The organism is Nocardia sp. CY15, assembly GCF_009829295.1.
Taxonomy (GTDB): Bacteria; Actinomycetota; Actinomycetes; order Mycobacteriales; family Mycobacteriaceae; genus Nocardia; species Nocardia sputi.
Window position 1 is genome coordinate 703474 of sequence record NZ_VUOT01000001.1, and the last position, 16106, is coordinate 719579.

Genomic DNA, 16106 nt, shown 5'->3' on the forward strand with positions numbered 1-16106 from the left:
TGCGCAATACCCCCGCAGCGCCGACCGCGCCGGTTCAGAATTGACTTGCCGCGAGCTGTGCGGCGGCAGGTACTACCGCAACCGCGGCGGCTACGGGCGGTCATCGCCGAGTAGTCCGACCGCGGTCTGAACGTAGGACACGTCATGCAACAGCCTTCCCTTTCGGCGAAAAATACGGACACGGTTCTTCCCGACGGGGCCTTCGCCTTGTCGGCGGCACAGCGCGGCATCTGGTTCGCCCAGCACGTCGCCGGTGACACTCCGATCTCCATCGCCCAGTACGTCGAACTGAACGGACCGATCGACCTCGACCTGCTCGCGCGTTCGGCGCAGCAGGCCGGGCGCGAGTTCGGCACCGGCTACCTCCGCCTCGTCGAAGTGGAGGGGCACCCGTTCCAATTCGTCGACCCCACCCTCGACGACAGCCTGGAAACGTTCGACTTCCGCTCCGAACCCGACCCCGAGGCGGCCGCGCACACCTGGATGCGCGCCGAGTACGAGGCGCCGTTGGAACTGACCCGCGACCGCCTGGTGCGCATCGCCATGCTGCGCGTCGGAGCGGAACGCTGGTTCTGGTATTCCCGGATCCACCACATCGTGCTGGACGGTATGGGCGCGCTGACCATGGTGCAGCGCACCGGAGAGCTCTACAACGCCGCCGTGGAGGGCCGTGCAGCGCCGCCGGCGAAGGCGGAGGACCTGCGCAAGATTGTCGACGCGGACCTGGCCTACCGCAGTTCGGAGCGGTTCGTCGCCGACCGCGAGCACTGGCTGGCGCATCTGGACGGCATGGCCGATCCGGTGAACCTGGCCGGTCGCACCGCGGGCGTGGACGGGCATCCGAGGCGGGTCGCGGGCGCGCTGCCCGCCGACACCGCCCGACTGCTGGCTGACGTCGCCGAGCAGGTGTCCTCCGGCGTCGCGCCGACCGTGGTCGCCGCGTTCGGCGCGTACCTGTCGGCGATGACCGGCGCACCCGAGGTCGTGCTCAGCCTTCCCGTGTCCGCGCGCACCACCGCCACGCTGCGGCGTTCCGGCGGCATGATCGCCAACGTCGTTCCGCTGCGGCTGCGCCTGACGCCCTCCACGACGGTGGGCGACGTCATCCGCGCCGCCCAGGGCGAGTTGACGGGTGCGCTGCGGCGCCAGCGTTACCGGCAGGAAGACATCTTCCGCGACCTCGGCTGGCCGATGGACGAGGCCGCGTCTTTCGGCCCCTCGGTGAACCTGATGATGGTCGACACCAGGATTCAGCTCGGCCAGGTCACCGGGCGGCTGCACGTGCTGACCTCCGGTTTGATCGATGACCTGTTCGTCAACCTGTATCCGGGCGTCGGCGGCGAGAGCACGCATGTCGACTTCCAGGCCAACGGCAACCTCTACACCGACGCCGAGCTGACCGGGCAGCACCGCCGGTTCCTGTCCTTCCTGCACCGCTTCCTCGCCGCGGGACCGGACGCGCCGTTGGCCACCGTCCCGGTGCTGTCGGCCGACGAGCGCGCGGACTTCGCCCCCGCGCGCGGCCCCGTGGGCGTCGCGGCGCGGACGCTGCCGGACATCCTCGCCGAGGGCGCGGCCCGGGATCCGCTGGCGACCGCTCTCGTCGAAGGCGAGACCGCGCTGACCTACCGCGGGCTGGACGACTACACCAACCGGCTGGCGCGGGTGCTGATCGCCGCGGGCGCCGGCCCCGAACACACCGTGGCGATCTCGATTCCGCGGTCGATCCAGTCGGTCCTGGCGACGATCGCGGTGGCCAAGACCGGCGCGGCGTTCGTGCCGATCGACCCGACCTATCCGGCCGACCGGATCGAGCACATGGTCGGCGACAGCGGAGTCGTCGCCGGGGTGACGACGGCGTCGGCGCGAAAGTCGTTGCCGGATCGGGTGTCCTGGCTGATCCTCGATGACGAGGGCACCGAGCGGGCGTTGGCCGAGCAGGACGCCGCACCGCTGACCGACGCCGAGCGCACCGCCGCGCTGCGTCCCGACCAGGTCGCGTACGTCATCTATACCTCCGGCTCCACCGGACTCCCCAAAGGCGTGCTCGTCCCGCATCGCGGCCTGGCCAACCTGGTGGCGAGTTCCGGCGCCGGTTTCGGCATCGACGCGAATTCGGTTGTCGCCCATGCTGTATCACCGAGTTTCGACATCTCCGTCGAGGAGATTCTGGTCACGCTCGCGGCGGGCGCGACGCTGGCCGTTGTGCCGCCGTCGGCGTACGCGGGCGCGGAGCTGGCTCAGGTGCTGCGCGCCCACCGCGTGACCCATCTCAACGTGACCCCGGCCGTCGTCGGATCGCTCGACCCGGCCACGCTGCCCGACCTGCGCACCGTGATCGTCGGCGGCGACGCCTGCCCGCCCGAGCTGGTCGCGAAATGGTCGGGCCGGACCTTGCTGAACGGCTACGGCCCCACCGAGACCACCGTCACCGTGACCCTCAGCGCCCCGCTGACACCCGACGGCCCGATCACCATCGGCGGTCTGGCCCGCGAGGTGTCGGCCGTCGTCCTCGACCCGTGGCTGCGGCCGCTGCCGCCGGGTACGACCGGCGAACTCTACCTCGCCGGTCCCGGTGTGGCCCGCGGCTATCACCGGCGCAACGGGCTCACCGCCGACCGATTCGTCGCCAACCCCTACGCGACCGGCGAGCGCATGTATCGCACCGGAGACCTGGTGCGCTGGGTCGAGCACGACGGTCGTGCCGAACTGGAGTACCAGGGGCGCAGCGATTTCCAGGTCAAGGTGCGCGGCTTCCGCATCGAGCTCGGCGAGATCGACGCCGCCCTGCAGCGGCATCCCGACGTCGACTTCGCGCTCACCCTCGGCGTCGAAACCGGTTCGGGCGCGACCGCGCTCGTGTCGTACGTGCTGCCGAAGCCGGGCGCGGAGTTGCATCCGGAGGCCCTGAAAGCCGCTGCGGGCGAAACACTCCCGGCCTACATGGTGCCCTCGGTGGTCATGGTGCTCGACAGCCTCCCGCTCACACCGCTTGGCAAGGTGGACCGCAAGGCGCTGCCCGCACCGGAGTTCGGTGCGCGCACGAGCACGAGCAGGCCGCCGTCCACGCCACGCGAGGAGCTCCTCGCCGCGTTGTTCGCGGAGGTGCTCGGGCTGGAATCGGTAGGTGTCGACGAGAGCTTCTTCGCACTCGGCGGCGACAGCATCGTCTCGATCCAGCTGGTGTCGCGGGCGAAGGCGGCAGGGCTCGGGCTCAGCGCGCGCGATGTCTTCGAGCGCAAGACCGTCGCCGCGCTCGCCGCGGTGGCCGCCGAAGTACCGACCGGGGTGGTGCACGAGCTGCCCGGCGGCGGGGTGGGCGAGGTGGAGCCGACGCCGATCGTGCACGCGATGCTCGAGCACGGCGACACGTGGCAGCGGTTCGCCCAGGCCGTGCTGATCGATCTGCCCACCGGCATCGAGCGCGCGAGTCTGGTCGCCGCGCTCCAGGCGCTGCTGGACCGGCACGACGTGCTGCGCTCGACGCTGCGCCGCACGAGCGACGGCTGGAACTGGGTGGTCGCCGAACACGGTGCGGTGCACGCGGGCCCCCTGCTCGACGTCGTGACCGCGGAGACGGATCTCGAGGCGACCTGCGAGGGTGCGTTGCAGCGCGCCGCCGACCTGCTCGACCCGGAGGCGGGCGTGGTCGCGCGCTTCGTGTGGATCGAGCGCGCCGGCGCCGCGCCGCTGCTGTGGCTGGTGCTGCACCATCTCGTCACCGACGGCATCTCCTGGCGCATCCTGCTGCCGGATCTGGCCACCGCCGCGCTGGGCGCCGAGCTCGCGCCGGTCGGTACCTCGTTCCGGCGCTGGGCCCACGGACAGCGCGAGCACGCGGCCACGCGCACCGCGGAATTGCCGATGTGGCAACGCGTTCTGGCCACGCCCGACCCCGCGCTCGGCTCGGCGCCGATGGACCCCGCCCGCGATGTGGTGGGCTCGATGGCGAATCTGACGACCCTCGTTGCGCCGGACATCGCGCGGACCGTGCTCACCACCGCGCCGGACCGTTTCCACTGCGGCGCCGACGACGTGCTGCTGGCAGGGCTCGTGCTGGCGCTGGCCCGTTGGCGAGGGCGCACCTCGGCGCTGTTCACGCTGGAGGGCCACGGCCGCGAGGAGACCATCCTGCCCGGCGCCGACGTGGCGCGCACGGTGGGCTGGTTCACCAGCGTCTACCCGGTCGCGATCGATCTGACCGGCATCGACGTGGCGGAGGCGTTCGCGGGCGGCCCCGCGGCGGGCGCGGCGATCAAGGCGACCAAGGAACAGCTGCGCGCCCTGCCGGACAAGGGCATCGGGTTCGGCATGCTGCGCTACCTGGTCCCGGAGACCGCGGCGGCGCTCGCGGACGCGCCCACCCCCCAGATCAGCTTCAACTACCTCGGTCGCGCGTCCACCGGCGGCGACGCGCAGCCGTGGCTGCCGCGCCGGTTCGCCGCGACCCAGGACGACCGCGCGCCGCTGGCCGCCGCGGTGGACATCAACGCCGTGCTCACCGACGCGGGCCTGGAAGTGACCTGGGCCTACGCCGCACGGCTGTTCGACGAGGCCGACCTCGGCGAGCTCGCCGCGCTGTGGGGGCAGGCGCTGGCCGCGCTCGCCGAGCACGCCGGGTCCGCGAGCGCGGGCGGACGCACACCGTCGGACTTCGACCTGGTCACCGTCACCCAGGCGCAGATCGATGCCTGGGAGCGCGACTACCCGAACCTCGCCGACGTGTGGCCGCTTTCGCCGCTGCAATACGGTCTGCTCTTCCACGCGCTCTACGACTCCGACACCGCGGACGGTTACACGGTGCAGTCGCTGCTCACCCTGGCGGGCACCGTCGACGCGGCCCGGTTGCGTCGCGCCGCACAGGCTTTGGTGACCCGCCACGAGAACCTGCGCGTCGCCTTCGTCGAGACCGAGGAGGGCCCGCGCCAGCTGGTCCTGGCCGACGCCGAGATCGAGTGGCGGGAAGCGGATCTCACCGGCATGGCCGACGAGGACGAGCGCGCCAGGGAGCTGGACCGGCTGATCGCGCTGGACGCGCGCACCCGGTTCGAGCTCACCCGTCCCCCGCTGCTGCGCTGCACGCTCATCCGGATCGCACCCGACACCTACCGCTTCGTGCTGACCAATCACCACTTGGTGCTGGACGGCTGGTCGACGCCGCTGCTCGTGCGCGAACTGCTCACCCTCTACGTCACCGACGGCGACACCACGGCCCTGCCGCAGGCGCATTCCTATCGCGAGTTCCTGACCTGGCTGGCGAGCAGGGACGACAGCGAATCCCTCGCGGCATGGACCGATTCGCTGGCCGGCATCGACACGCCGACCCGCGCGGTGCCCACCCTCGCCGGAATCGAATCGACCGAGACCGGGATGATCTCCGTCGACCTGTCCCGCGCCACCGTCGCCGGGCTGGAGACCACGGGCCGGGAAGCGGGCGCCACGGTGAACACCTTGGTGCAGGCCGCGTGGGCGATGCTGCTGGCCATGCTCACCGGTCGCACCGACGTGGTGTTCGGCGGCACCGTCTCGGGACGGCCGCCGGAACTGGCCGGAGTCGAGGAGATGGTCGGCCTGTTCATCAACACGCTGCCGGTGCGGGTGCGGCTGGATCCGTCGGAGAAGGTCACCGACCTCCTCGCGCGCCTGCAGTCCGAGCAGGTGCGGCTGCTGGACCACCAGCACGTGGGACTGGCCGCCATCCACCAAGCGGTGGGGCTGGCCGAACTGTTCGACACGCTGACCGTTTTCGAGTCCTATCCGATCGATCGCGAGGCGCTGTCGCAGGCGCTGGACATCGCGGGCATGCGGGTGCTCGACGTGGAAGGCACCGACGCGACGCCGTACCCGTTGAATCTCATGGTGATTCCGCTGCGCGGCGACAACGGTCGGGACACGCTGCGGATCACGCTGAAGTACATGGCCGACCAACTTCCGCGGGAAGCGGCCCTGCCGCTGCTGGATCGGTTCGTCCGGCTGCTCACCCAGCTGGCGGACAACCCCCACGCGCTGGTCTCGCAACTGCAGTACTGCGACGAGGCCGAACGCGCCGCGCTCGTGCCGGTGCGCGGCCCGGAGTCGGTGCCGCAGGCCACCATGCCCGAGCTGCTCACCGCGGGCGCGCGGATCGATCCGGACGCGATCGCGATCACCGCCGGTGAACTCACCATGTCCTACGGCGAACTCGACGCCTGGTCCAATCGCTTCGCCCGGATGCTGCTGCGCCGGGGTGTCGGGCGCGAGGTGTTCGTCGTGCTGGCACTCACCCGCTCACTGGAATCGGTGGTCGCGGTGTGGGCGCTGGCCAAGACCGGCGCGGCGTTCGCCCCACTGGACCCGAACTACCCCGTGGAGCGCATCGAGCACATGCTCACCGACTCCAAGGCCCCGATCGGCGTGACGGTCACCGCGACCGGCGAGACGCTGCCAGGCACGATCGACTGGCTGCTGCTCGACGACCTCAACACCATCCGGCGGGTGATGACGGTCTCCGAAGCGCCGATCACCGACGAGGAGCGCGGCGGGCCGATCGACCTGGACCAGACGGCCTACCTGATCTACACCTCCGGCTCCACCGGCAAACCGAAGGCCGTGCTGCTCAGCCACCGCGGAATCGCGAACCTCGTCGCCGCGCAACGGGAGACGCTCGGGTTGGATCACACCGCCAGCGCGCTCCAGGTGGCCTCCCCCAGCTTCGACGCCTCGGTGTTCGAGCTGCTCACCGCGCACGGCGCGGGCGGCAGGCTGGTGGTGTCGCCGCCGGACGTCTACGGCGGAACGGAATTGGAAACCCTGCTGCGCACCCAGCGCGTCACCCACGCGGTGATCACGCCGTCGGCGCTGGCCACCATGGAACCCGCCGGCCTGGAACATCTGCGCGTGCTGGCGGTCGCGGGCGAGGCGGCGACGCCGGAGCTGATCGAGCGATGGGCGCCGGGCAGGCGCATGGTGAACCTGTACGGCCCCACCGAGTTCAGCATCTGGGCGACCGGCCCTGGCGAACTCGTCTCGGGTGAGCCGATCACGATCGGCGGACCGATCCGCGGATCGGCCACGGTGGTGCTGGACACCTGGCTGCGTCCGGTGCCCGTCGGAGTGCCCGGTGAGCTGTATCTGGCGGGCCCCGCGCTCGCCCGCGGCTACTTCAACCGCTTCGAGATGACCGCGAGCCGGTTCGTCGCCGACCCGTTCGGCGAACCCGGCGGCCGGATGTACCGCACCGGCGATATGGTGCGCTGGGTCGACAACGGCAACGGTTACGAGCTGGAGTATCTGGGCCGCAGCGACTTCCAGGTCAAGATCCGCGGCCTGCGCATCGAGCTGGGCGAGATCGACGCGGTGCTCTCCCGTGACGACGAGGTCGAGTACGCGGTGACCATCGGGCGCACCGGCCCTGCCGGGACCACCGTGCTGGTCTCCTATGTGCTGCCCGTCGAGGGCGTTCGGTTGGACGTCGAGCGGCTGCGCGCCCAGGTGGCCGCCGAGTTGCCCGGCTACATGGTGCCCGGCTACCTGGTGGTGCTCGACACGATTCCGCTCACCCCGGTCGGCAAACTGGATCGCAAAGCCCTTCCGGTGCCGGACTTCTCCGAGAGCCACCGCCCCTACCTCGCGCCGCGCACACCGGTCGAGGAGGCGGTGGCCGCGGTGTTCGGCGAGGTGCTCGAGCGCGAGCGAGTCGGCGTCGACCAGTCGTTCTTCGAACTCGGCGGCAATTCGCTCAGCGCGACGAAAGTGGTGGCGCGGGTGAACGCGGCGCTCGGCTCGCGGATCGCGCTGCGCGAGGTGTTCGACGCGCCGACCGTGGCTCAGCTGTCCGCCCGGGTGATCCCGGCCACCGGCGATGCGCCGGGCCGATTCGCCCTGGCGCCGCGGATCCGGCCCGATCGCGTTCCGCTGTCCCCCGCGCAGCAGCGCATGTGGGTGCTCAACCGGATGGATCCCGCCTCGCCCGCCTACAACATCGCGGTGGCGCTGCGGCTCACCGGCGAACTCGACGTCGACGCGCTGCGGGCCGCGCTCGTCGATGTGGTCGACCGGCACGAGAGCCTGCGCACGCTCTATCCGGCGGACGCGGAGGGACCGCGTCAGGTGGTGGTCGGCGCCGACGTCGCCGTGCCCGACATGCCGGTGGTCGGCACCGGGGACGGCGCGGCGCTGCGCGCCCGGATCACCGAACTGGCGGGCACCGGATTCGATCTCGCCACCCAACCGCCGCTGCGGGTGAGCCTGTTCCGGCTCCACGGTGGCCCGGAGCCTTCCGTGAGTGCCGCGCCGGTGTCGTCGGGTCATTCCACCGGTGCGGCGCCGGTCTCCTCCGGCCCCGCCGCGGGCACCGCACCGGTCGCGTCGGGCCATACGGCGAGCCCCGGCGAGATCGCGGCCGCCACGCCGGCGGTGCACGTCGTCGTGCTGGTCGTGCACCACATAAGCGCGGACGGCGCGTCGATGGCGCCGCTGGCCGCCGACCTGGTCGCCGCCTACTCCGAGCGGGCGGGCGGCGGGCACGCCATCCGCGTCCCGCTGCCGGTGCAGTACGCCGACTTCGCGCTCTGGCATCGCGAGGTGCTCGGCGACGAGGCGGACCCGCAATCACTGGCGGCCGATCAGATCCGGTTCTGGCGCGAGACGCTGGCGGGCGCGCCCGAGGTGCTGGAACTGCCCTCCGACCGGCCGCGCCCCGCGGTGCAGACCATGCACAGCGCCGATCACGGCTTCACCGTCGACACCGAGACGCACCGAGCGCTGGTGGACTTCGCCGCCGCGCACAACGTCAGCCCGTTCATGGTCGTGCACGCCGCGCTCGCGGTGCTGCTCGCCCGGCTCGGCGGCACCGACGACGTGGTGATCGGCACCCCGGTCGCCGGACGTGGCGAAGAGGCGCTCGACCAGCTCGTGGGCATGTTCGTCAACACTCTGGCGTTGCGCACTCCGGTCGATACCGCAGCAGGCTTCGCGGCGTTCCTGGACGCCGTCCGGTCCGCGGACCTGGACGCCTTCGCCAACGCGGACGTGCCGTTCGAGCGGCTGGTCCAAGTGCTGGACCCGCCGCGATCGACCGCGCACCATCCGCTGTTCCAGGTCTCGCTGTCGCTGCAGAACTTCGTCGAACCGGTCCTGGAGCTGCCCGGCCTGCGCTTCGAGGTGGAGGATTTCGACCGCAACGCCTCCCAGTTCGACCTGACCCTCGACCTGCGCGAGCGCTTCGCCGACAGTGGTCCGGCCGGCATCGACGCCGTGCTGACCTACGCGACGGATCTGTTCGACTCGGCCACGATGGCCGCGTTCGCCAACCGGTGGCGGCGAGTGCTCGCGGCGGTCCTGGCGCGGCCCGAGGTTCGTATCGCCGATATCGACCTCCTCGACGACGTCGAACGCGCGACGCTGGTGCCGGTGCGCGGTCCCGAATCCGCCGGGACGACAACGCTCGCGAGGCTGCTGGCCGAGACCGCACACCGATACCCGCAGCGGCCCGCCCTGGTCGTCGGCGGATACACCACCACCTATCGGGAGATCGACGCGCACGCCAATCGCCTGGCGCGGGTGTTGCGTGAGGAAGGCGCGGGCCCGGAAACCGTGGTGGCACTCGGGCTTCCGCGTTCGGCGGAACTGTTGACCGGCGTGTGGGCCGCTGCCAAGGCCGGCGCGGCGTTCCTGCCGGTCGACCCGAAGCACCCGGTGGACCGCATCGACCACATGCTCACCGATTCCGGCGCGACGCTGGGCCTCACCCTCGCCGCGTTCCGCCCGATGCTGCCCGACAGCACGAATTGGCTGGTGCTCGACGACCTGGCCCTCGTGGAACGCTGGAGCGCCGCGAGCAGCCGCCCGCTGGACGCGCGTGAACTGCCCAGCCCGATCCGGCTGGACAACGCGGCCTGGATGATCTACACCTCCGGCTCCACCGGCACGCCGAAGGGTGTCACGGTCTCGCACCGCGGCATCGCCGATTTCGTCGCCGCGCAACAGAAGTTACTCGAATTGGACGAGCACTCCCGGGTACTGCAAGTGGCGTCGCCGAGTTTCGACGCGTCGCTGTTCGAAGCGCTCATGGCGTTCGGCTCCGGTGGCGCGTCGGTGGTCGCGCCGCCGGAGGTGTTCGGCGGCAGCGAGCTCGCCGAGCTGATCGCCGCCGAGCAGGTCACGCACCTGGTGATCACACCGTCCGCGCTGGCCACCCTCGATCCCGCCGAACTGGCCGGCGTGCGGGTACTCGCTTCGGTCGGTGAAGCGGTCAGCGCCGAGCTGGTCGAACGCTGGGCCACCGGACGCACCATGGTCAACCTGTACGGCCCCACCGAATTCACCATCTGGGCAACGGGTTCGACGCCGATGGAGCTCGGCCTGCCCGTTTCCATCGGGACACCGGTCCACGGCGCGGCCGCGCTGGTGCTCGACGACCGGCTGCGCCCGGTCCCGGTGGGCGTGGCGGGCGAGCTGTACCTCGCAGGCCCCGCGCTGGCTCGCGGCTACCACGCGCGGCCGAGTCTCACCGCCGCCCGCTTCCACGCGAACCCGTTCGGCGCGGCGGGCGAACGGATGTACCGGACCGGCGACTTGGTGCGCTGGATCCGCGGCGAGGTGGGACTGGAACTGGAATATCTGGGCCGCACCGATTTCCAGGTGAAGGTGCGCGGCCAGCGCATCGAGCTCGGCGAGATCGATGCGGTGCTCGGCCGCGCCGAGGGCGTGGATTTCGCGCTGACGCTCGGCGTGCCCGGCCCCACCGGGGCGACCGCGCTGGCCGCGTACCTGGTCCACGCGCCCGGGGTCGAACTCGACGTGGCGAAAGCGCGCGCGTTCGCCGCCGACATCCTGCCCGGCTACATGGTGCCCTCGGCGTTCGTGGTGCTGGACGAGATCCCGCGCAACGCGGTCGGCAAACTGGACCGCAAGGCGCTGCCCGAACCGGAATTCACCACCGACCGCACCGAATACCGCGCACCGTCCACGCCGACCGAACAGCAGCTGGCCGGAATCTTCGGTGAACTGCTCGGCGTGGCGAAGGTCGGCGCCGACGATTCGTTCTTCTCCCTCGGCGGAGACAGCATCCTGGCCATCCAGCTGGTGTCGCGGGCCAAGCAGCAAGGCATCAACTGCACGCCTTTGCAGGTGTTCGAGCACCGCACGGTGGCGGCGCTGGCCGCGGCGGTCGACGCCGCGGGCACGACGGTGACGCTGGAGGAACTGCCCGGCGGCGGCGTCGGCGAGCTGCCTGCCCCGCCGATCGTGCACTACATGCTCGAGCGGGGCGGGAACTACGACCGCTTCGCCCAGACCGCGGTTTTGGAACTGCCGGTGGGAATCGAGCGCTCGCAGATCGTCGCGGTGCTCACCGCCGCGGTGGACCGGCACGACATCCTGCGCGCCCGGCTGCTCGCCGACGCCGAAGACGGCCCGCGCATCGTGGTCGGCGCGCCCGGCTCGGTCGACGTGGACGCGCTCGTGCACCGCATCGAATTCGACGCGATCGAGCCGATCGAGCTGCACGAGTTCGCCATGACCGAACTGGACGCCGCGGCCGACCGGCTCGATCCGGCGAACGGCACCGTGCTGCAGTTCATCTGGCTGGACCCGGTGGGCGCCGCGGGCACGCGCACCGGCGCGGGACGGCTGATCGTGCTGGCGCACCACCTCGTCATCGACGGCGTGTCCTGGCGCATCCTGGTGCCGGATCTGGTGGCCGCCTGGGCTCAGGTGTCGGTCGGCAACACCCCGGTGCTCGCCGAGACCGGGACCTCGATGCGGCGGTGGGCGCACGCGCTGGCCGAGGAGGCGCGCTCGGAACATCGGGTCGCCGAGCTGGCGTACTGGCATGACGTGCTCGACGGACCCGATCCGTTGATCGGCGGGCGGGAGCTGGATCCCGAGCTCGACCGGACCGGCACGCTGCGCATGGTCGAGCGGGAGGCGTCCGAGGAGGTCACCGCCGCGCTGCTCACCACCCTGCCCGGCTTGTTCCAGGGCAGTGTCAACGACGCGCTGCTGGCCACTTTGGCGCTGGCGCTGGTGCGCTGGCGACAGTCCGACCCGTCGGCGTTGCTGCGCCTGGAAGGTCACGGCCGTCAGGAAGAAGTGGTGCCCGGCGCCGATCTCTCGCGCACCATCGGCTGGTTCACCAGCATGTACCCGGTTCGCCTCGACTTGGCGGGGATCGACATCGAGGACGCGCTCGCCGGCGGGCCCGCGCTGGGCAGGGCGATCCGCGCGGTGAAGCATCAACTGCTCACGGTCCCGGACAAAGGCATCGGCTTCGGCTTGCTGCGCTACCTCAACCCCGAGACCGCGCGGCAGCTGCCGCGACGGCTGCCGGGACGGGTCGGGTTCAACTACCTCGGCCGGTACTCCACCGGCGACATCCCGGCCGGGCTCGAGGGCCTGGGCTGGCTACCGGCCGAAGATCTGGGTGACGTGCACGTCACCGAGGATCCCGGCGTGCCCTTGCAGGCGGCGATCGACGTGAACGCCGTGGTGATCGGGGACCGGCTGCGGGCGAGCTTCGGCTTCCCGTCGTCTCTGCTCGGCCGGGACGAGGTCGCCGAGCTGGCCGATCTGTGGATCGACACGCTGCACGCGGCGGCCCGTTTCGCGCAGTCCGCGGCGGCGCGGATCGCCGCCGAGGAAGAAGCGGCGGCCACGGCGCGTCCGGCCCTTCCGGCGGCGGGCGGACTCGGGCTCGACGTGGTGCTGCCGATCCGGCTCGGAGGCTCGCAACCGGCGCTGTTCTGCATCCACCCGTCATCCGGGATGTCGTGGACCTACCTGGGGTTCGCGGACGCGCTCGCGCCCGGCCGCCCGATCTACGGCCTGCAAGCGCCCGATCTGAGCGGCAACGAACCACCCGCGCGCTCGATCGAGGAGTTCGCCGAACGCTACGTGCGCGAGATCCGGACCCTGCAACCCGAAGGGCCCTACCACCTGCTCGGCTGGTCGTTCGGCGGCCTGATCGCCCACGCGGCCGCGGTGAAACTGAAGGCCGAGGGCGCCGAGGTGGGCGTGGTCGCGCTGCTGGACGCCGACACCTCCGATATCGACGGCCACAGCATCGAACGGCTCACCGCCGGGTCGTTCGTCCACTCGTTCGGCGCGGTGTTCGGCATCCACGACGTACCCGCGGACGCGACCGCGCAGCAGGCGGCGGACCTGATCCGGGAACGACTCGGCGGCGTCTCGCTGATCGACGCCCCCACGCTGGAGCGGATGGCCGGGTCGTACAACGCCGCCGCGCGCACCAGAACCGGTTACCGCCGCCCGGTGTTCGACGGCGACATCGTGTACTTCAGCGCGACCGTCGGCACCTCCGACATCTTCGGTCCCGACGGCTGGCGGCCGTATGTGACCGGCGAAATCATCAACCACGACATCGACGTCACCCACGACGAGATGACGGCGCCGCAGGCGCTGCCGATCATCGCGCGCGCACTCGATGCACATCTGGGAGGCCGAGGATGAATTCCGACCAAGGAGTCGTCGTCGAGGGGATCGAGAAATCCTTCGGCGCGGTCAAGGCATTGCGCGGAGTCGATTTCGCGGCCGAGCCGGGCGAGGTGCTCGGCATTCTCGGACCGAACGGCGCGGGCAAGACCACCACGGTGAACATCCTGTCGACGCTGATCCGGCCGGACCGCGGGCGCGCCGTGGTCGCCGGGTACGACGTGGTGGCCGACCCGGCGGCGGTGCGGCGCAGCATCATGCTGACCGGGCAGTACGCCGCGCTGGACGACATGCTCAGCGGCTACGAGAACCTCGTGATGTTCGGCAGGCTGATGGGCCTGCGCAAGCGGGCCGCCCGCGCCCGCGCGGACGAGCTGCTGGCCGAGTTCGATCTCGAGCGCGCGGCCGGCCGCCGGGTCGGCACCTACTCCGGCGGTATGCGCAGGCGCATCGACATCGCCTGCGGTCTGGTCGTCCGGCCCGACGTGGTGTTCCTGGACGAACCCACCACCGGGCTGGACCCGCGCAGCAGACAGGGCGTGTGGGATCTGGTCTCCGGCTTCAAGAAGGCGGGCATCACCACCTTGCTCACCACCCAGTACCTGGAAGAGGCCGACGCGCTCAGCGACCGCATCATCGTCATCGATCACGGCGTGGTGATCGCCCACGGCACCGCCGACGAGCTGAAGTCGCGGACCGGCGGCAGCTACTGCGAGGTCGTACCGCTGGATCTGAAGGATCTGCCCGCCATCGCCGCGGCCCTGGGTTCGCTGCTGCCGCAGGAGACCCGGGCCGCGCTGACCCCTGAGTCCGACCGGATCGCCGTGCCCGCCCCGGACGGCGCGCGGACGCTCGCCGAAGCGCTGCGCCGCCTGGACAGCGCGGGCGTCGAACTGGTGGACATCGCACTGCGCCGCCCCTCGCTCGACGACGTCTTCCTGCAGCTCACCGGGCATCTGGCGACGGTGGAGCAGACCGCGCAGCCGGAGGTCGTGGCGTGACGGCGGCGACCTGGCTCAGCCAGACCCGCGCCGCGCCGCTGCGACCGCAGCAATGGTGGGTGCTGACCACCCGGCTGATCGTGCCCTCGGTGCAGACCGGCGAGGTGCTCACCTCGGTGCTGGCCCCCGCGGCCTTCACCGCCAGCTTCTACATCCCGCTGAAGACGATCATGACCGTCATCGGCACCGGGTTCAGCAGCTACGCGCAGTACATGATGCCGCTGGTGATCCTCCAGGCCGCCGCGTTCACGGCCGTCTCGGCGGCCTTCCGCGCCGCCACCGATTCGGTCGCCGGGCTCAACCGGCGCTTCGGCTCGATGCCGATCGGCCCGCTGGTCCCGGTCGCAGCGCGCCTGTCCGGCAGTGTCTTCCGCCTGAGCATCGGACTGATCACCGCGCTGATCTGCGGCTACGTCATCGGGTTCCGTTTCTACCTCAGCACCGCGCACACGATCGGTTTCGTGCTGTTCTCCTTGCTCATCGGCCTCGCGCTGATCTGGGGCGGGGACGTGATCGGCACCGTCTCGCGCAACCCCGAGGCGACCGCACAGGCGCTGGTGTTGCCGCCTCTGATCTTCGGCATGCTGTCCACCGGGATCGCTCCGGCCGACCAGTTTCCGGCCTGGGTGCAACCGTTCGTGCGCAACCAGCCGGTCTCGCAATGGGCCATCGCGTTGCGGGCGTTCGCCGGTGACATCGGGCCGAACGCCGGGCAGGTGAGCTGGTCGCTGCTGGGACCGCCGCTGGCATGGGCGCTCGGCATCCTCATCGTCTGCGTTCCGCTGTCGATCCGGCTGAGCTCGAGGAGGGCGTGATGGTACTGCTGGCGGATCGCAAGGACGAAGCGCGCACCGCTTCGGAGGTGTCGGTGTCGGCGCTGCTGCGCCACACCCTGATCCAGACCCAACGACTGCTGCTGCGCTGGGCGCGCAATCCGGTCACGCTGCTGGAGACGCTGATCATCCCGTGCCTGCTGTTGGTCATGCTGAACACGGTGATCGGCGGACAGATCCGGAAGTTCACCGGCGAGAGCGCGCTGTATGGGTCGGTGCCCATGGTCGCCCTGGTGGGCGCGCTGTCCGGCGCGGTGGCGGGAGGTGTCCTGCTCGGCCGCGAACGCGACGCGGGCCTGCTCGCACGGTTCTGGGTGCTGCCGGTGCACCGGGCATCGGGTCTGGCCTCCCGAATCCTCGCGGAGGGCTGCCGTATCTTCCTGTGCACCCTCGCCGTCGTCCTGGTCGGCTCCGTGATGGGATTCCGCTTCCACCAGAGCGTCGCGGCGACGATCGTCTTCCTGTTCATTCCGGTTCTGTTCGGCTTGGCCTTCGCCACCATCGTCACCTCCGTGGCCGTCTTCACCGCGAAGTCGACGCTGGTGGAGGGCATCACGATCCTCACCTCACTGATGATGTTCTTCAGCACCGGCTTCGTCCCGCTGGCCGCCTTCCCGAAGTGGATCCAGCCGGTGGTCCGCAACCAACCCATGTCGGTAGCGGTCGACACCATGCGCGCGCTCGCCTCCGGTGGGCCCCTCGCCCGCTCGCTCACCCTCACCGTGGTGTGGTCGCTCGGCGCGATCATCCTGTTCGCAGTGCCCGCGACGATCGGCTACCGCAGGGCCAGCCGACGCTAGATCCCGGCCGCCGGTTCACAGCGAACTCCCAGCGCGATCCC

Annotated in this window: 4 protein-coding genes; all 4 read left to right on the forward strand. The window is 70.9% G+C overall.

Translation table 11 applies throughout. From position 1 onward, the window contains the following. The first annotated feature begins 144 nt into the window (after window positions 1-144). Genes GVY39_RS03425 through GVY39_RS03440 form a run of 4 tightly spaced genes read left to right on the forward strand, consistent with a single transcriptional unit; the run spans window position 145 to window position 16065 of the window. A complete protein-coding gene (locus GVY39_RS03425; protein WP_159921233.1) occupies window positions 145-13449 on the forward strand; it encodes a non-ribosomal peptide synthetase in 13305 nt (4434 codons plus the stop codon). Then, a complete protein-coding gene (locus GVY39_RS03430; protein WP_159921231.1) occupies window positions 13446-14432 on the forward strand; it encodes an ATP-binding cassette domain-containing protein in 987 nt (328 codons plus the stop codon). The genes GVY39_RS03425 and GVY39_RS03430 overlap by 4 nt, the downstream gene beginning before the upstream one ends. Continuing rightward, entirely contained in the window at window positions 14429-15247 is an 819-nt protein-coding gene (locus GVY39_RS03435) for an antibiotic transporter (RefSeq protein ID WP_159921229.1), read from the forward strand. The genes GVY39_RS03430 and GVY39_RS03435 overlap by 4 nt, the downstream gene beginning before the upstream one ends. Further along, window positions 15247-16065, forward strand: coding sequence for an ABC transporter permease (locus GVY39_RS03440; protein WP_159921227.1), 819 nt, complete (start codon window positions 15247-15249; stop codon window positions 16063-16065). The genes GVY39_RS03435 and GVY39_RS03440 overlap by 1 nt, the downstream gene beginning before the upstream one ends. Window positions 16066-16106 lie beyond the last annotated feature (41 nt).